Here is an 18,518-nt window from a genome sequence, read left to right as displayed (position 1 = left end):
ACGACATAAATAGCTATGCGTACAGAGATACCGATATAAAAAGAAACCGTTTAAAACGAGTTTAAACGGCATTTTCTTTAATCATAACTACGAATTGGCACTAAAATCATTAAGACTGAAGCATCTTCCGGATTTGATACCTTGATAGGCTTCATAAATCCAGAAAATTCAATTAATACTTTTTCGCATCCCAATGCCTTGATCGCATCCAACATATATGTACCATTACATGTCAATGAAATATCTTCTCCTTCATATTCACACTTAGTCAATACTTCATCAGAGTTTCCAATTTCACTTGAATACGTCTTAACATGAGTTTCTGCAGTTGAACATTCCAATTTTATTAAATGTACTTTATCATTACGAATGAAGTTAGTACGATCAATTGTACCTGCAATTTCATATGAATCCACCAACATCTTAGATACACAACTTGTAGGAATAATTCTTTGTACATCTGGGAAAGTTCCATCAATCAAACGAGTTTGGATAATTGTTTTATCAAATACAAACTGTGCTTTTTTAGAATCTGCATAAATATCGATTGTATCATCATCCGAAACAGAACGAACAACCTCAGTTAAAGATTTACTAGGAATTGTGATATTAAAATCTTGACTTGAATTCAATTCAATTGTTTTTCTAGCTAAACGATATGAGTCTGTTCCAGAACAATACAACATATTACCTTGTGAATTGAAGTTTACTCCTGTTAATACTGGACGTTGATCTTTATCGCTGCACGCAAATGCAGTTTGAGAAACAATAGATTTTAAATCTGTTGCCTTCAATACAAAATGATGATTAGGTTGTGTAAAATCAATATCAGGATATTCATTAGAACGAATACCATTTAAATTAAATTGACCATTATCACTAGAAATACGAACTAAAGAGTAGTCAATTACTTCAATTTCAATATTTTTACAATCCAACTTACGAACAATTTCTAACAAATACTTAGAATCAATAATAATAGATCCTTCTTCTTCAATATCTAAATTATTCAATTCACCAGGAACAATTACAGTACGAATGGATATATTTGAATCACTACCAGTTAAAATCATTGAACCATCTTTTAAATCAATACAAATACCTGATAGTGCAGGCAATGGAGAAAAGACACTAATAGCTCTAGAAACAATAGATAGCTTGTCATAAAAATATTTTCGATCAATAGAAAAATGCATAAAATCCTCCTTTTATTAATATATTTATATATAAATTATAATATAAGGGACTGTATAAGTGTGTAAAAATTGCACAGACCCTTTAAAATACCTACTCTATGCTAATTTTTAGGGTGTGGATTCCATGAGGAATACAGTGTATAAATTAAGAATCCAAAGTGCTACGAATTTTTTCAACAGCTGCTTTAAAAGCTTCATCTTTTTGAATCAATTTCTTAGCACGCTCATACGAACTAGAGATTGTAGTATGGTCTCTACCACCTAATTCTTGGCCGATAGATACATAAGATTTATGAAGCAAGTCTCTGGATAAATAAACACAAATATGACGTGCATTTGCGATAAATTTTTGACGACATTTTCCCTCTAAATCTTTATAAGAAAGGCCATAGAAGCGAGTAACAGCTTTTTTAATCTTTTTGATTGTCAATTCATCCGATTGCGATACAATAGGCTCTTTAATAAGCACTTTACGCGCAAAATCCATGTCAATTACATCTGGATTGAATAAAGTTGCATTAAAAATTAAGCGATTTAAAGTACCTTCTAGATTTCTGACGTCATTTGAATATTTACCAGCCAAATAATCAATAACATCTTCACTCATGTTTACACTTTCTTCACGTCCCTCGATTTTTTTCTTTAAAATTGCTTTACTTGTTTCAAATTCCGGTTTAGAAATACTGATTGTAAGCCCAGAAACAAAGCGTGAAATTAAACGAGACTGTAATCCACTAATTTCACTAGGATGCATATCACTTGTGATAATAATCTGTGTGTTCTTTTGAATCAACTGATTATAGACAGTGAAGAAGATTTCCTGACTGCTAGAATGTTGCTGCAAATTTTGAATATCATCAATCAAAAAATAATCACAATCTAAAAGTTGTTCTTTTACTCTTTCTACAGTATTGCCATGAACATTTTTGGTTTTCATAGCTTCAATCAATAAAGAAACTAAATCACCACTATACATGTAGATGACTTTACATTCAGGATGTTCCTTAGCTAGATAATTTCCCATCGCATGTAGTAAATGGGTTTTACCTAAGCCAGAATTACCATATAACATAAGTGGATTAAAAAGATGTGAAGTCGTTTGTGTACAACAAGCTAAACATGCGGCATAAGCCTCCGCATTAGAATTACCTTCGACAAAATTTTCAAATGTATAAGAAGGATTGAATTTATTTTCTAATAAAACATTCGTTCTTTGTTTGACAACCTCTTCAGGCATCATTTTTTCCATTTCTCTTTGGTGAATAAACTGAATTGTTAATGTATCGCCCCATACCTCACTTAAAGTGGATTCAAACAGTTCTTTTTCTTTCTGTTTCTTTAAAATACTAAAAGTGATTGTAGAACGATAGGCTACATAAGCTATATTATCCTCTATTTTAAATAGAGTTGTTTTTGAAATCCATGAATTGAATGTATGACTATCAAAATAGTTGGATTCTTGTATCTTTTGTAAAGTTTCATTCCATATCGATGTATAAGACATGGTAGACATAGTAAAACCTCCTTGCAGTATTACTATTATACACGATTTTTACACTTATCCCCATTTATTCTTTTGGGATAAATCTTTTCCCAATGTGGACTTATGTGCAAAAAAAATGAACAAAATCGGGATAACTCACTTTATATTCATATTAAATACATAGCGAATTATTGATAAACAAAGGCTCTCAATGACTTTTCCCAAGTTATACAGAGCATGGATTTAGAATGTCTTTATCCACTGTATAACTTATGATTTTATATACATTTTATATGTATATTTTGAATTAAAATAAAATAGAATGCAGATCCATATATATAATATGTGGATAATATATAGACCATTTTGTGTAAAACTAATAAAATGTTATAATGAAGTGTAGGAATATAAAGGGGTATAAAAGTATATGTATATTTTTAAATCGAATATAAATCAAAAAGAATACGATCACTTTGTAGAAAATCATCCTAGTTGTAGTTTGCTTCAAAGCTACAAATGGTCAAATATAAAAAATAATTGGAACTCCATTTATACAGGGGTTTATGAAAAGGATACATTAGTAGCCGCCGGGTTGGTATTGATTCGTCCATTACCACTTTCTTTTTCTATGTTTTATTTGCCTAGAGGACCAATTTTAGATTATAAAAATAAAGAGTTATTGAATTTTTACTTTACAGAATTAAAGAAAATTGCCAAAAAAGAACATTGTTTATTTATTAAATTTGATCCAAGTATTTTAATTTCAAGCTTCCACTTAGACGAAGAAAGAAAAGAATTTAATTATAAGGAAGAGTTTGAAAATATTAAATCATGTAAAGCCATTCATTATGGATTCAATAAAGATTTTGATACAACCATTCAACCAAGATACAATATGGTAGAGTATGCGGATGATTTTGGAATGGACAATTTATCTAAAAAAGGGAAAAAGAACATTAAAATTGCTCAGAAACAAAATTTGGATATTCAATTTGGACACAAAGAATTATTGGAAGACTTTGATAAAGTCATGAAATGTACAGAGGAAAGAAAAGGAATTTTTTTACGAACAAAAGAGTATTATGAATTACTTCTAGATACATATGCAGATGATGCATTTATCACTTTAGCCTATTTCCATATCCACGATATGTTAAAAGAGACAAAAGAAAGATATGAACAGTGTTTACTAGATTTAGAGAGTTGTCCAGAGAACGCAAAGAAGAAACGTTTTACCTTGGAAGAATTAAAAGACTCATTAGAGAAGAAAATCAGTAAATATGAAGAAGATGTGAAAACATATGGTGAAACAGTCTGTGTTTGTGGAACACTAACCGTAAAATATGGACATACATCAGAAATTTTATATGCAGGAATGAATGAAGATTTTAAACGTTTGATGGGCCCCTATTTAACTTGGTATAAAACAATGGAAAAATGTTTTGAACTTGGATGTAAAACAAGTAATATGGGTGGAATTGAAGGAACTCTTAAGGGAGGACTTGTTGATTTTAAAGAAATATATCATCCTAGAATCAATGAATACATTGGTGAATTTGATATTCCGGTTAATTCAATATTGTATAATGTTGCATTTAAATTTTATAAGAAGATTAAGGAAAGAAACGCAAAACACAAATAATTTAAGCATGATCTAAGTACGACCATCTATTATATCCAAGTAAGGATGGAATTTGATATGTCGTATTTATTTTTTTAAGAGATAAACCGTGAAGAATTTGATGAATTTGTAGAAAAGCATGAATATTGTAATTAACCACAAAGATATAACTGAGCAAAAGTAAAAAGTAATTGGGATCATATGTATACAGGTGTGTATAAAGACAATGTATTAGTCGCAACAGGTTTAATATTGATAAAAAGATTGCCATTATCATTTTGTATGTACTATTTACCCAGAGGTCCTATGATGGATTATAAGGATAACGTGCTTGTTCAATATTATTTTGATCAATAAAAAAAGGTCGCAAAAAAAAGATCATTGTATCTTTATTAAATTTGATCCAGCTATTCATGTTAATGATTATGATTCAAAATCATATAATACAAATCGATATGAATATACAGATACATATTTAAAAATATTCAAAAGCTGTAAAGCTATACATCATGGCTATACAATGAGTATTGCGGATACAGTACAGGCTAGATTTCAATCGAACGTATATTCATATGAAAATATAGAGAAAACATTGCCAAAACATACGAAACGTTTAATTAAGGATTCATAGCGTAGAAATGTTCAAATTATTCATGGACAAGGTGAATTGCTAGATGAATTCAGCCGACTTGTAGAATTGACGGAATCAAGAAAAGGCGTTGCGTTAAGAGATAAAGAATATTTCAAGACATTATTAGAAAATTGTCCTGAAGGAAGCGTCATCTTTTTAGCGACTTGTAACGTATATCAATTAGATAAAGAGGCAAAGGAAAAGAAGGTACAGCTTGAAAAAGAAATGCTGCAACATCTGAAAATGCTAAAAAGAAATTGCATCGTTTAGAAGATTAATTGCAAAGTGTAAATAAAGATATTAATGAATATAAGAAATTGTTTGATGAATTTGGTCAAGAAGATAAAGAGATTGCGATTGCAGGAATACTTAGTATTCAATATGGAAATACTTGTGAAATGTTGTATGCAGGAATGGACGAAAGATTCAAAAAATTTATGCCTCAATATAAAGAATATGTTGAAAACTTTAACTGGGCATTTGATAGAGGATGTTTATGGAGTAATATGGGTGGTGTAGAAGGATCTTTAGATGATGGATTGACAAAATTTAAAGATAACTTTAATCCAACTATAAATGAAATGATAGGAGAATTTGATATACCGGTTTATCCATTTATGTAGCGTTTAACTCAAAAAGCGTATGAAATACTTAAAAGTAAGCATAAGTAATAATTATTTTATTGACAATCATTTTAATTTATGTTTATAATGTTTGAGCAATCTTATTTGAAAATTTAGAAGAAGAAGACTGAGGGGTGTAATCAAGATGAAAAGAACATATCAGCCAAGTAAGAGAAAACACCAAAAAGTTCATGGCTTCCGTGCTCGTATGGCAACTGTTGGTGGACGTAACGTTCTTTCTAGAAGAAGAGCGAAAGGCAGAAAGGTTTTATCCGCATAGAAATCACCTGCTAGGTGATTTTTTTGTCTGGATAGGGAAATAACATGAAAAAAGAATTTCGTGTATTAAAAAACTATGAGTTTTCTTCCATCATCCAGAATCGACAATTTGTTAAGTCGTCGTCTTTTGTTTGTTATTTTCAAAAACGTAAACTAGACCATGCAAGAGTCGGAATCAGTGTTGGCAAAAAATTAGGAAATGCGGTCTGTCGAAATAAAGTGAAAAGACAGCTTCGTAGTATAGTAGATGATATTTTTACATTTGAAGAGGGATATGATCTTATTATTATAGTCCGACCTGCCTACGCAAATAAATTGTTTGAAGAAAATAAAAATGAAATGAAAGAAAATCAAAATCGGATAAATAAAAGATTTTTGAAGAAGTAGAGGAATAAAAAATGAAACAATTTTTGCAGAAAAAAGCAAAATTGGTCTTTCTATGTATGTTGGTATTATTAACATGTACGGCTTGTGCAAATCCAAGAGGTAGAGATGGAAAAACATTAGCAGACCAAATTATTGCAAGTGAAGAAACAACAATTGATGCAAGTCAAATCAATTACAAAGACATTTCTGATAAAGAATTAAAGAAAGAAATTAAAAAGAATATTAAAGATGGACAATATACAATTCAACCAACAACTTTTAAAGAATCTATGTCAAAAGGATGGTTCGAAGGTTTAATTGTTTGGCCAATTGCACAAATTATCAACTTAATTTCAGCAAAAACAGATGCCGGTGTAGGTATTATTTTAACAACATTGTTAATTCAGGTGCTTGTATTTTTATTTACACGTAAATCACAAATGTCTACACAAAGAATGCAGGAAATTCAACCTGAAATTCAAAAGATTCAAAATAAATATAAAGATAAAACAGATGAGCGTTCTAAAATGCAGATGGCTCAAGAAATGCAGAATATTTATCAAAAATACGATATTCACCCATTTGGTTCAATGTTAATTACTTTCATCCAGCTGCCAATCATGATGGGTATGTATTATGCAACAATGCGTTCAGTAAGTGTTGTTAGCGGAAGCTTTATGGGTATTTCTTTAGCAGGTACTCCACTTGATGGATTTAAAGCACTCGATATCGCATATATCTCAATTTATGTGTTGATGGTTATCTTCTATATTGTATCAATGAAATTACCTCAATGGTTAAAGAAATGGCAAGATAAGAAAGATAACGTTAAAGTTAAAAAATATGCACAGGAAGAAACAAATCCTATGGCTAATAGCATGAACATGTCAATGTATTTCATGACAGCAATGATTTGTATTATGTATATTTCATGGCCAATGGCGATGTCATTCTATTGGTTAGTATCAAGTGTAATTCGTGTATGTCAATCATTGATCCTACACAAAGTTATGAACAAAAAGTAGGTATAACATATGGAATTCGCTAAATTTACTGGAAAAACTTTAGATGAAGCTTTAGCAGCTGCTTGCAATGCTAAAGGATGTACAAAAGAAGAACTTCATTATGAAGTTACAGAAGAAAAAAGTGGTTTTTTAGGAATCGGAAAAACAATTGAAATTGAAGCATATTGCCCAAAAGATATTGAAGATTTCATTAAGTCATATATTCAAACATATTTTGACAATGCAGAATTAGATGGAACTGTTGAAATTGAAAATGATCATGGTTTTTATCGTATTACTGTAAACACAAAAAACAATGCGATTATGATTGGTAAAGCGGGTAAGTCTTTACAAGCATTCAATCGTTTAGTTAAAGCTGCAGTAAGTGCAGCTTTCAAAAAGCGTATCGGACTTTTAATCGATGTGAATGGTTATAAGGAAGAAAGATACGAAAAAATCTGTAAAATGGCAGTTCGCGTCGCAAAAGATGTACGTCGTACAAAAGTAGATGCAGTATTAGATCCAATGCCAGCCGATGAAAGAAAGGCAATTCACAATGCTTTAGCAGGAATGAACGATATTTCTACTAAGAGTGAAGGTGAAGGCGAAGGACGTCGTTTACACATTTTGTATACACCAGGAAAAGATGAAGAATAACGGGATAATCCCGTTATTTTTTTGAAGGAGGGCTTCATGAAAATTATTATTGGATTAGGGAATATTGGTAGAGAATATGAAAATACGCGTCATAATGCAGGCTTTATGGCGATTGATAAATTGGCACAAATGCTAGAAATGGATTTTAATCAGGAAAAGTTTTCGGCTTATTTTGCGAAAAAGAAAATTGATGGAGAAGACATAATTTTATTAAAACCAACCACATATATGAATAATAGTGGTATCGCATTAAGACAATGCATGGATTTCTATAAAGTGCCTTCTGAAGATATCCTTGTATTATATGATGATATGGATATGCCTGTTGGAAAACTTCGTTTGCGTCAAAAAGGTAGTGCTGGTGGTCATAACGGAATCAAGAGTATTATTTCTCATATTGGCACACAGGAATTTGATCGTATTCGCATAGGAATTGGTAAAGATAAATTAATTCCAGTTGTAGACTGGGTACTGGGTAAATTCCCTCAAGAACAACAAGAGGATTTAAATCATGCTTTAGAACAAGCCGCGAAAGCAGCTAAATTTTCAATAAAACACTCTTTTAGTGACACAATGAATAGGTATAATAAGAAGTAGAAGGTGATATTTTTGAAAGATACAATATTAAATAAATTACAGTCCAATCCAGTAGCTCAACAAATGCTTCAATTTGGCAATAATATTGGTAACTTATTTCCAAATGAAGAAGCTTTATGTATGGCCAGTGCTTTTATGCAGGATCAACAAACACGAATTGTAGTTAAGAAAAATCGTTATGAAGCGCAACAACTCTATCAAAGATTGAAACCACTTATCAATGATACATTATTATTTGTGATGGAAGAATCTTTGCGTGTACAAGCCATCGCTTCAAGTCCAGAAGATAAACAAGAACAACTCTATGTATTAACTCAGCTTGTGAAAGAAGATAAGCCACGTATTATCATATGTAATACGGCGGCCTTTTTACGTTACTTACCCGATAAAGAATTATTTAAAAGTCTTTGTTACAAATTTGAAGTAGATCAAGAAATTACGATGGCAGAATTGAAACAAAAACTAAATCGTGCCGGCTATACAAAGGTCAATTATGTAGATCGTCCATGTACATACGCAAGTCGTGGAGGAATTGTCGATGTATATTGCCTTGAATATGAACATCCAATTCGTATTGAATTTTTTGATACAGTGATTGAATCCATTCGTTTATTTCATGAAGAAACTCAACGAACAATTCAAACAATAGATTCTGTATTGATTAATCCAGCTACAGATTTATTGTTTACAGATGATCAGATTGAGTATCTTCAAAAAGAAATTGATTCTGAATTAGAAAAACAACAGGCAAAATTAATTCAAGATGATTATGACTTCTTATTAGATTATATTGAAAAAGATAAGATTTCTATAGAAAACTATAATATTGATCCACATTTGTATATTTATTTTAGTTATTTAAATGCCAATAAATTAACTGACTATGTCAATGGACACATTATTTTCTCAAGTCAGGAAGAAGTGGAAAGTGGATATAAAAAATTGAATGAGGAAACGATATCTTTTATTCAGGAAATGGTTGAATCGCATCAATATTTACCTAAGTATTGTATGTTCCATGACATACTTACATTTGAAAAAGAACATACGATTCAGATGTTCCATGATTTCTTAGATTTTAAACATCCAATCTTCTCAAATATAGAGACATTAGAACAATCAGATCAACCATTGATTCAAATTCTAGAGAATCTAAAAGGGGAAAATATCTATATTTCTTTGGATGAGGAACATACAAAAAAAGTGCAGGAAGCCTTAAAAGCTTATTCAATTCATAGGAATATCACATTTATTAAAGATGACTTTTATGAAGGATTTACATATGAAGATATTTCTGTTTATACACAACAGGAATTATTTCATCATCCTAGTCAAATTAAGCGTTATCAGAAAACATTTAAACAAGGTCAGATTTTACAGAATATTCTTGAACTAGAACCAAACGATTATGTTGTACATGAACAATATGGTATTGGCCAATATGTTGGAATTACAACGCGAAAAATAAAAGGAAAGACATTAGATTATTTACATGTTTTATACAATGGAGGCGATGAATTATTTGTCCCATTATCACAATTTCAGTTGGTAAGAAAATATGTGTCCAAAGAAGGTGTGGGCATCAAATTATCGCAATTGGGTTCTAACAAATGGAAAAAGACGAAGGAAAAGGTTTCTAAAAAGGTTGAAGAAATTGCGTCTCGATTAGTTGAGTTATATGCGAAGCGAAATGAAGATATTGGTTTTGCGTTCAGTAAAGATGATGATCTACAAAGAGAATTTGAAGAAGCCTTTGAATATGAGGCAACACCAGATCAAATGAAAGCTACAGAAGAAATCAAACGAGAAATGGAAAAGTCAAAACCAATGGATCACTTATTATGTGGAGATGTAGGGTTTGGTAAGACAGAAGTAGCTATGCGTGCTGCATTCAAGGCTATTTCAAATAATAAACAAGTAGCTTTACTGTGCCCAACTACAATTTTATCTATGCAACATTATCAGACGTTTATAAAGCGTTTTGAAAATGTAGGTGCTAATATTCGCGTAGTGAATCGTTTTGTGCCAACAAAAGAAATGAGTCAGATTAAAAAAGAATTGGCGGACGGGCAAGTTGATATTATTATTGGTACACATAAATTATTGAATAAATCTTTTCAATATAAAAGCTTAGGTTTATTGATTATTGATGAGGAGCAGCGATTTGGAGTTGAGCACAAAGAAAAAATTAAAGAGATGAAAAACACAATCGACGTTTTATCTTTAAGTGCAACACCAATTCCTAGAACTTTACAGATGTCTTTGATTGGGGTACGTACGATTTCACAATTGAATACACCACCATTACATCGTCATCCAATTCAAACGTATGTGATGGAAAACAAAAAGAGTGTCGTGAAAGAAATCATTCAAAGAGAATTATCTCGTGGAGGACAAGTTTTTTATTTGTATAACCACGTATCGAATATCTATTCTGTAGCTAAAAATATTCAAAATATGTTCCCTGATGCCAAAGTAGCAGTGGCACATGGACGTATGGATAAGAATGATATTGAGCAGACGATGATTGATTTTGAACAAGATAAATATCAAATTTTAGTTTGTACAACAATTATTGAAACTGGACTAGATATTGCGAATGCGAATACGATGATCATTGATGATGCCGATCGTTTTGGATTGTCTCAACTTTATCAGATTCGAGGTCGTGTGGGGCGTCGTGAAAAAATCGCATATTGTTATTTATTGGTACAGCCACAAAAAGAATTAACAGAACAGGCACATAAAAGGTTAAAAGCCATTAAAGAATTTACATCTTTAGGCAGTGGATATAAAGTGGCTATGCGAGATTTAACAATTCGTGGAGCCGGAGACATGCTTGGGCCGCAACAAGCAGGATTTATTGATGATGTTGGTTTGGATTTATATCTTGAAATGTTGGCAAGTGCCATTAAGGAAAAGCAAGGCAAGCCAATTGAGAATAAAAAGAATGATAAAGTGGCTCAAGTTCAGCTATCGGGATATATACCTAAAAAATTCACAGATAATGATGGAGATAAATTAGAAATCTATCAACACATTAAGAAAACAGAGAGTCTTACTGAATTGATTGAATATGAAAAACGTGTTGAAGACTTATTTGGGCATATTCCAAATGAAGTAAAACAATTGTTTGAACAGAAAAAACTGGATTTCTTTGTGAATCGAGAAGGTGTTGAATCATTAAAAGAAACAGATGACGTCGTTACAATCACAATGAGTGCTGAATGGTCAAAGAATTGTGATGGTGTCAAATTATTTGGAGCTATCAATGATATTAGTCGAAAGATCAATTTGAAATTAGAGAGTGGAAAAATTAAGATCATGATTTCTAAACGATTAAAGAAACATATTGAATTGTTGATGCAGGTTATTGATAAATTAGAAGGAGAGTTTTGATGCGATTAGATAAATATTTAAAAACAGCACGAATCTTAAAAAGAAGAGAAGCTGCTAAAGAATTAGCTTTACAAGGACGTATCTGGGTCAATGAACGAGTGGCAAAACCAAGTACAGAATTAAAAATAAGTGATACAATTCGTATTCGTTTTGGAGCAAGACTTCTTGAAATTCGTGTATTAGATATTCAAAAACAAGTTTCGAAACAAAATGCCCAACTATTGTTTGAAATTATACATGAAGAAAGAATCGAAGATGAACAAGCTTAATGTTGTGTGCGGAGCTCTTATCATAGATGGAAAAGTGATGATTGCCCAAAGAAATTATGGTTCAAGCAAAGGTTTCTTTGAATTTCCTGGTGGAAAAGTTGAGAAAAGTGAAACAAAAGAAGAGGCATTAATTCGGGAATGGAAAGAAGAATGTGATATTGACATTCACAATGTGCAATATTTAGCTTCTAGCGTGGATTATCAAGATGGATATGAAATTCACTTAACTTGTTTCACATGTACTTCTAATGAAAAACCAACAAAATTAAGTGTGCATTCAGAATATATTTGGACAACTCCAGATCATATATATGACTATAACTTCTTTAAATCTGATAAAATGCTTGTAGAAGCATTAAAGGGGGTATGGCCATGTTTAACAAAACCAATGAAACCAAAGTATTAAGAGATCCTGTGCATGGATATATTCATGTGAAGTATCAAGTGATATGGGATTGTATCAACGCAAAAGAATTTCAAAGATTGCATCGCATCCATCAATTGGGTGGGGATTTTCAAATCTATCATACGGCGGAGCATTCCCGGTTTTCTCATAGTTTAGGGGTATATGAAATCACAAGACGGATGTGTGAAGAAGTGGATTCAATTGCGGCTACTTTAAGTGAATATGAAAAAATTCAGGTTTTATGTGCTGCTTTGTTGCATGATTTAGGACATGGACCATTTTCTCACTTCTTTGAAACACTTCACAAGAAACATCATGAACAAATGACTTGTGATTTAATTTTGGATCCAGAAACAGAAATTCATAAAGCACTAATTAAAGAGGATGAGGCTCTTCCACAAAATATTGTGTTGATTCTAACACATCAACATGCAAAACCAATGATGTATCAAATGATTAGTTCACAACTGGATGCGGATCGAATGGATTATCTATTAAGAGATGCCTACGAAACAGGTACAAGCTATGGAAATTTTGATTTGGAAAGAATCTTACGTACTTTACGAGTAAAAAATGATTCTCTATGTGTGAAAATGAGTGGAATGCACAGTATTGAAGACTATATTATGGCAAGATACCACATGTATTGGCAGGTTTACCTTCATCCAGATGCCAAATCATATGAAATTATGATTCAACAATTCTTTAAACGATATGCACAAGTACGAAACATAGAAGTATTTGAACCATTATTGAATGGCGAGTTATCGAATAAGGATTTTTATTTAATGGATGAACATCGAATGTTCTATGGTTTTCAACAAGCTCTAGAATGTGAAGATGAAATTCTAAAGGATTTCGCAAATCGAATTTTGAATCGTCATTTGTTTGAATGGATAGAAGATCCAAGTCACCAACAAATTCAAGAAATCAAGAATAAATTGGTGGTCTCCGGACATGACTTAGATTATTACTATTATGAAGCTATTTCACATTCTAAAGCATATTTGCCTTATACAGAAAATGATGAGAATCAAATAATATGGATGTTAGATTCTAAAAAAGAACGGGTATCTTTATCGAGTTGTTCACAGATTGTTAAGGCATTATTAAAGATGAAAAATCAAACAAATAAACGTATTTATTTTCCAAAAGAAATACTTTAAAAACTACGGTAACATGTGATGTGTTACCGTTTTCACTTGTGAAAAAATAGCGTAATTTTATAAAAAAAGGAGAATTTTAGATTAATTTTGATATATTTTCATTAAATTGTTATGTTTTTTAATAAATTTTCTTGCAAAAAAATCAGAGTGTGATATTATGCACTAGCTATGACAAATCAGGTATATTTATTTGATAAAATTTCGAATCAAACATTGTATAAAGGAGAGGCTAAGATTGACTTTTCTGGTAATGAAGGTCTATTAGTTTCTTTTAATAATGATACACATCATTTCGAATGGAGAATTTGGAAAAAAGGATTGGTAATTCGTAGTGAATCGGATATTATTGTGAATTTGACACTACGTTTAAATAGTCAAACAAAAGGTCACATAGAAACTGAATTTGGAAAAATAGATTTGGATTGTCATACAAGTCATTATGATGTAGATGAAAATTGTGTAGAAGTTAAATACAGTCTTATACAAGGGAATGAAAAACAAGAATTTCACTTTGTACTATATATAAATAAGGAGGAGACATATGCAGTCAATTGAAGTTGAATTAAAGCAGGCTATTCAAAATGCAGTAAAAAAAGCATTTGATTTAGATTTAGATGTACAAAACATTGTGGTTGAAACACCAAAAAATAAAGATCACGGTGATTTCTCAAGTAATGTTGCGATGCAATTAACTCGTCAATTACACCAGAATCCAAGAATGATTGCACAAAGTATATTAGATACGTTCTCATTGGAAATGGTTTCTAACGTAGAAATTGCAGGACCTGGCTTCTTAAACTTTACATTATCAAAAGACCGTTTTAGTACAGTTATTTCTGAAGTGTTAGCTCAGAAAGAAAACTATGGACAACAGCCAGCTAACGGCATTAAAGTGGATTTGGAATATGTTAGTGCCAATCCAACTGGATCATTACACTTAGGACATGCTCGTGGAGCTGCATGGGGAGACAGTTGTGCTCGTATCATGAAAAAAGCTGGATACGATGTAACTCGTGAATACTATGTGAATGATGCTGGTAATCAGATCACAAACTTAGCATTATCATTAAATGCTCGTTATCGTCAGGCACAAGGAATTCCAACTGAAATTGGTCAGGACGGATACATGGGTAAGGATGTTGAAGAAAAAGGATATGAATTGGCGAAAGAATATCCACAAACATACTTAGAACCAACAGAAGAGAATTTGAAATTCTTCAGAAAAGAAGGAATCAAATTTGAATTAGATAAAATTAGAAAAGACTTAAATCGTTATCGTGTACACTTCGATGTTTGGTCAAGTGAACAAAGCATTCGTGATGCTGGTAAAGTAGAAGCAGCTATCAATGAATTAAACAAAAAAGGATATGTATATGAAAAAGATGGAGCATTGTGGTTTGAAACTACAAAATTTGGAGATGACAAAGATCGTGTTTTAAGAAAACAAGATGGTTCATTAACATATTTGGTTCCAGATATCGCATATCACAACGATAAATGTCAACGTGGATTTGACATGTTGGTTGACTTCTTTGGAGCGGATCACCATGGATATATTCCTCGTTTAAAAGCAAGTATGACAGCATTAGGAAATGATGCGGATAAATTGCATGTTGATATTATCCAGATGGTTCGTTTAGTATCAAATGGTGAAGAAATGAAAATGTCAAAACGTTTAGGAAACGCAACAACAATTAATGAACTATGTGATAAAGTAGGTGTTGATGCAGCTCGTTATTTCTTTGTACAACGTGCATTGGATTCACATTTAGATTTCGATATTGAATTGGCAACTAAGAAATCAAATGAAAACCCAGTTTACTATGCACAATATGCTCATGCTCGTATGTGTTCTATTCAAAAACAGGCACAGGATATTGAATTGGCAACAAGTTTTGAAGATTTGACAAACGAAAAAGAAATTGAATTAATGAAGTCTTTACAAGAATTCAATAAAGTAATCGTTGAAACTGCTCAGTCTCGTCAAGTTCACAAAATGTGTCACTATATTCAAAATTTAGCTAGTAAGTTCCACAGTTTCTATAACGTATGTAAAGTTGTAGATCGTGATAATTTAGAACTAAGTGCACAACGTCTAGCCTTAGTAAAGGCAACACAAATTGTTTTGGCCAACGCATTAGAATGTATTGGTGTTGAAGCCGTTGAATCAATGTAAGTATTAAGAGGAGTTTTATTGAATTATGAAAAAGTCTATGATTGAAGTTGCATATCAAGTATTGACAAATAATAATGGATCTATGCCATTTGTTGATCTTTGGAAAGATGTAAGTCAGGAAATGGGATTTAATCAAACGCAGTTTGAAGATAATATTGCTCAATTTTACACAGATTTATCTTTAGACGGACGTTTCTTGAATATGTCACAAAATACTTGGGATTTGCGTTCACGTCACACGTATTCAGAAAGTGTTATGGATACAGATTCTATCGCAATCGATGAAGATGATGAGGATGAAGAAGATTCAGAATTGATTGAAGATGAATTAGATGAAGTAGAAAAAGAAATTGACGAAGAAGAAAACGAATAAAAAGCGCTCTTTTCACAATAAATTCACTTTGAATTGTTAGAATTAAAGTGGAAAGGAGAAGGAATGCAAGAAAATCTGCATCATGCAGATTTTTTTTCTATGAAAAATTTGATAAACTAGAAGTTGTTAAGGAGAATTTTTATATGTTTAAAAGCATTTCATATGTTATAAAAGAGAATTTTTCAAATGTTTATCGTATTTTCTGTATTGCAAAATATGAATTGTTGTCAGATATGCGAGATTCAAAATTTGGTATTTTTTGGAACTTTGCTTCTCCCGCTATCCAAGTTTTCACATATTGGCTAGTGTTTGGTATTGCCTGGGGAAGAAAAGCTCAGACATACAAAGGTATTACGGTAGAATATTTACCATGGCTTGTTGTGGCATTTAGTGTATGGTGGTATATCCGTCCATGCATTGTAGATGGGTGTTCTGCGGTATTCTCAAAAACCAATGTCATCACAAGAATGAAGTTTCCTGTATCTGTTTTACCGGCAACCGTTTGTTTAAAAGAATTGTTTAATCACTTTGTGATGTTGATTATCACATTTGTCGCTTTAATTTTAAGTGGGTGGTATCCAAATCTAAATTGGTTATGGATCATCTATTATATGTTCTGTGCATTTATGCTTGGAGAAGCGATTTCACTTGTATTATCTGTGCTTACTATGTTGTGGCGTGATGTAAAGAAATTTATTTCTTCAATCATGCGTATGTTGATGTATTTTTCTCCAATCTTATGGGATTGTCATTTTAAACCGGATGTTCCATTTGCGAGTATTCTAAATAAGCTTGTAAAGGTAAATCCAGTTTATTATATTATTCAAGGATATAGAGATGCTATATTCTATGGAAGAAATGTTTTTGATCATCCTGCAATTACACTTTATTTCTGGTGTTTAGTTTTTGCGATTTTTGCGCTAGGATGCTTTTTGATGTATACCTTCAAAAAGAAATTCATTGATATGATTTAAGGAGGCTTTTATGTCCAAAGAAGAATATGCTGTTGAAGTCGAAAATATTTCAAAAATTTATACTTTAAGAAATAAAAACAATCAATATAAAACAGATAAAAAAGAGTTCTATGCCTTAAAAGATGTATCTTTCAAAGTGAAAAAAGGTGATGTTGTTGGAATTTTGGGAACCAATGGTTCTGGTAAATCAACTTTATCTTTATTGTTGTCAGGAATTTCTGAAATCAATAGTGGTACGATGAAAATTAATGGAGAACAAGCATTGATTGCTATTAATACAGGATTGAACCAACAATTAACAGGACTTGAAAACATCAATGTTAAAGGAGCTTTGATGGGGTTAAGAAAGAAACGTATCCAGGAAATCACGAATGATGTCATTGATTTTGCAGAATTAGGTGATTTCTTATATCAACCAGTTAAAAAATATTCATCAGGTATGAAATCTCGTTTAGGATTTTCTATCTCACTTGCATTAAATCCAGATATTTTTATTGTCGATGAAGCATTAAGTGTTGGTGATAAAGGTTTTGCGAAGAAATGTATGAAACGAATGATGAAATTAAGAGATGAAGAAGGAAAAACAATCTTCTTTATTTCTCACTCGTTAAGTCAGGTTCGTGAATTCTGTAAAACAGGAATGTGGATCGAAGGTGGGCAACTTGTTGAAATGGGAGATATTGACAAGGTTTGTGATGATTATTCGGTTTATGTGGATAAGTTAGAGGCTATGAGTAAAAAAGAAAAGAAAAAATTCTTGGATGAAAAATTTGAGAAGCGATTATTACCTAAAAAAGAAAAGAAGGGCATCGCAAAATTATTTGGTTAATAAAGGAGTTTTAGTGACTCCTTTTCAATTTATCAAAAATAGTTTACAATTACAGTGTTTATATAGGGAGGTTTATAACTCATGAAAACAGTAATAACATATGGAACTTTTGATTTATTTCATGTAGGCCATTTAAATTTATTACGCCGTGCAAAAGAATTAGGGGATTATTTAATTGTAGCGGTAAGTAGTGATGAGTTTAATTTGGGTAAAAATAAAGTTTGTAAGATCAAAGATACAGATCGTATGAAGATTGTAGAAGCTATTAAATATGTCGATAAGGTAATCCCAGAAACAAGTTGGGAACAAAAAATCGAAGATGTTAAAAAATATAATGTAGATGTATTCGTCATGGGTGATGATTGGAAAGGAAAATTTGATTTTTTAAAGGATTATTGTGAAGTTGTTTATTTGCCAAGAACTGAGGGTATCAGTACAACACAGCTGAAAGAGGAATTGAAGGGTTAAT

20 protein-coding genes and 1 pseudogene are annotated in these 18,518 nt (G+C 31.6%); 19 read left to right on the top strand and 2 right to left on the bottom strand.

The genetic code is table 11. The features are described 5' to 3' along the window. Positions 1-77: 77 nt before the first annotated feature. Together dnaN and dnaA are read right to left on the bottom strand one after the other, a co-directional pair. A complete protein-coding gene (dnaN, locus tag KTQ83_RS02355) occupies positions 78-1,196 on the bottom strand; it encodes a DNA polymerase III subunit beta (RefSeq protein WP_117573365.1) in 1,119 nt (372 codons plus the stop codon). Between the two features lie 145 nt (positions 1,197-1,341). Then, positions 1,342-2,709, bottom strand: coding sequence for a chromosomal replication initiator protein DnaA (gene dnaA / locus KTQ83_RS02350; RefSeq protein ID WP_244975731.1), 1,368 nt, complete (start codon positions 2,707-2,709; stop codon positions 1,342-1,344). A 397-nt stretch (positions 2,710-3,106) separates the two neighbouring features. Here dnaA and KTQ83_RS02345 point away from each other — a divergent pair, with 397 nt between their 5' ends. From KTQ83_RS02345 to tagD, 19 genes and pseudogenes are all read left to right on the top strand, one after another. After that, on the top strand, positions 3,107-4,321 hold the full coding sequence (locus tag KTQ83_RS02345; protein WP_217255922.1) for a peptidoglycan bridge formation glycyltransferase FemA/FemB family protein: 1,215 nt from the start codon (positions 3,107-3,109) through the stop codon (positions 4,319-4,321). A gap of 180 nt (positions 4,322-4,501) precedes the next feature. Continuing rightward, complete coding sequence (locus KTQ83_RS12690) at positions 4,502-4,657, top strand: peptidoglycan bridge formation glycyltransferase FemA/FemB family protein (protein ID WP_117925487.1); 156 nt, start codon at positions 4,502-4,504, stop codon at positions 4,655-4,657. Continuing rightward, positions 4,632-5,201, top strand: a pseudogene (locus KTQ83_RS12465) (peptidoglycan bridge formation glycyltransferase FemA/FemB family protein). Before KTQ83_RS12690 ends, KTQ83_RS12465 begins: the two are co-directional and overlap by 26 nt. Before the next feature lie 8 nt (positions 5,202-5,209). After that, a complete protein-coding gene (locus KTQ83_RS12460; RefSeq protein WP_186998588.1) occupies positions 5,210-5,554 on the top strand; it encodes a peptidoglycan bridge formation glycyltransferase FemA/FemB family protein in 345 nt (114 codons plus the stop codon). Between the two features lie 145 nt (positions 5,555-5,699). Next, positions 5,700-5,834, top strand: a complete 135-nt coding sequence (gene rpmH, locus KTQ83_RS02320; protein ID WP_003865695.1) for a 50S ribosomal protein L34 — start codon at positions 5,700-5,702, stop codon at positions 5,832-5,834. Positions 5,835-5,878: 44 nt separating this feature from the next. Next, on the top strand, positions 5,879-6,220 hold the full coding sequence (gene rnpA, locus KTQ83_RS02315) for a ribonuclease P protein component (RefSeq protein WP_117924461.1): 342 nt from the start codon (positions 5,879-5,881) through the stop codon (positions 6,218-6,220). Between the two features lie 11 nt (positions 6,221-6,231). Continuing rightward, complete coding sequence (locus tag KTQ83_RS02310) at positions 6,232-7,224, top strand: YidC/Oxa1 family membrane protein insertase (RefSeq protein ID WP_117924463.1); 993 nt, start codon at positions 6,232-6,234, stop codon at positions 7,222-7,224. Positions 7,225-7,233: 9 nt separating this feature from the next. Continuing rightward, the gene (locus KTQ83_RS02305; RefSeq protein ID WP_117924465.1) at positions 7,234-7,860 is read left to right on the top strand and encodes a Jag family protein; all 627 of its coding nucleotides are present in this window, start codon (positions 7,234-7,236) and stop codon (positions 7,858-7,860) included. A 36-nt stretch (positions 7,861-7,896) separates the two neighbouring features. Further along, on the top strand, positions 7,897-8,457 hold the full coding sequence (pth, locus tag KTQ83_RS02300) for an aminoacyl-tRNA hydrolase (protein WP_154555293.1): 561 nt from the start codon (positions 7,897-7,899) through the stop codon (positions 8,455-8,457). Between the two features lie 3 nt (positions 8,458-8,460). Continuing rightward, positions 8,461-11,856 (top strand): transcription-repair coupling factor, encoded by a 3,396-nt coding sequence (gene mfd / locus KTQ83_RS02295; RefSeq protein ID WP_217255920.1) that lies wholly within the window; start codon positions 8,461-8,463, stop codon positions 11,854-11,856. Then, complete coding sequence (locus tag KTQ83_RS02290; RefSeq protein ID WP_186998590.1) at positions 11,856-12,125, top strand: RNA-binding S4 domain-containing protein; 270 nt, start codon at positions 11,856-11,858, stop codon at positions 12,123-12,125. The genes mfd and KTQ83_RS02290 overlap by 1 nt, the downstream gene beginning before the upstream one ends. Continuing rightward, a complete protein-coding gene (locus KTQ83_RS02285) occupies positions 12,112-12,531 on the top strand; it encodes a (deoxy)nucleoside triphosphate pyrophosphohydrolase (RefSeq protein WP_186998591.1) in 420 nt (139 codons plus the stop codon). Before KTQ83_RS02290 ends, KTQ83_RS02285 begins: the two co-directional genes overlap by 14 nt. After that, positions 12,498-13,697: an HD domain-containing protein gene (locus KTQ83_RS02280; RefSeq protein ID WP_186998592.1), complete on the top strand. Its 1,200-nt coding sequence runs from the start codon at positions 12,498-12,500 to the stop codon at positions 13,695-13,697. The genes KTQ83_RS02285 and KTQ83_RS02280 overlap by 34 nt, the downstream gene beginning before the upstream one ends. A 168-nt stretch (positions 13,698-13,865) precedes the next feature. After that, on the top strand, positions 13,866-14,252 hold the full coding sequence (locus KTQ83_RS02275; protein WP_117924477.1) for a DUF1934 family protein: 387 nt from the start codon (positions 13,866-13,868) through the stop codon (positions 14,250-14,252). After that, positions 14,239-15,873, top strand: a complete 1,635-nt coding sequence (gene argS, locus KTQ83_RS02270; protein WP_117924479.1) for an arginine--tRNA ligase — start codon at positions 14,239-14,241, stop codon at positions 15,871-15,873. The genes KTQ83_RS02275 and argS overlap by 14 nt, the downstream gene beginning before the upstream one ends. Positions 15,874-15,898: 25 nt before the next feature. Next, on the top strand, positions 15,899-16,246 hold the full coding sequence (rpoE, locus tag KTQ83_RS02265; protein WP_186998593.1) for a DNA-directed RNA polymerase subunit delta: 348 nt from the start codon (positions 15,899-15,901) through the stop codon (positions 16,244-16,246). A 143-nt stretch (positions 16,247-16,389) separates the two neighbouring features. After that, a complete protein-coding gene (locus KTQ83_RS02260) occupies positions 16,390-17,220 on the top strand; it encodes an ABC transporter permease (RefSeq protein WP_217255919.1) in 831 nt (276 codons plus the stop codon). A gap of 10 nt (positions 17,221-17,230) precedes the next feature. Beyond that, entirely contained in the window at positions 17,231-18,049 is an 819-nt protein-coding gene (locus KTQ83_RS02255) for an ABC transporter ATP-binding protein (protein WP_154555299.1), read from the top strand. A gap of 81 nt (positions 18,050-18,130) precedes the next feature. Further along, on the top strand, positions 18,131-18,517 hold the full coding sequence (tagD, locus tag KTQ83_RS02250; RefSeq protein ID WP_040466417.1) for a glycerol-3-phosphate cytidylyltransferase: 387 nt from the start codon (positions 18,131-18,133) through the stop codon (positions 18,515-18,517). Position 18,518: the final 1 nt, after the last annotated feature.

Source organism: Holdemanella porci, from assembly GCF_019052655.1.
GTDB classification, from domain to species: domain Bacteria; phylum Bacillota_I; class Bacilli_A; order Erysipelotrichales; family Erysipelotrichaceae; genus Holdemanella; species Holdemanella hominis.
This window is presented reverse-complemented; position numbering and strand designations above follow the sequence as displayed.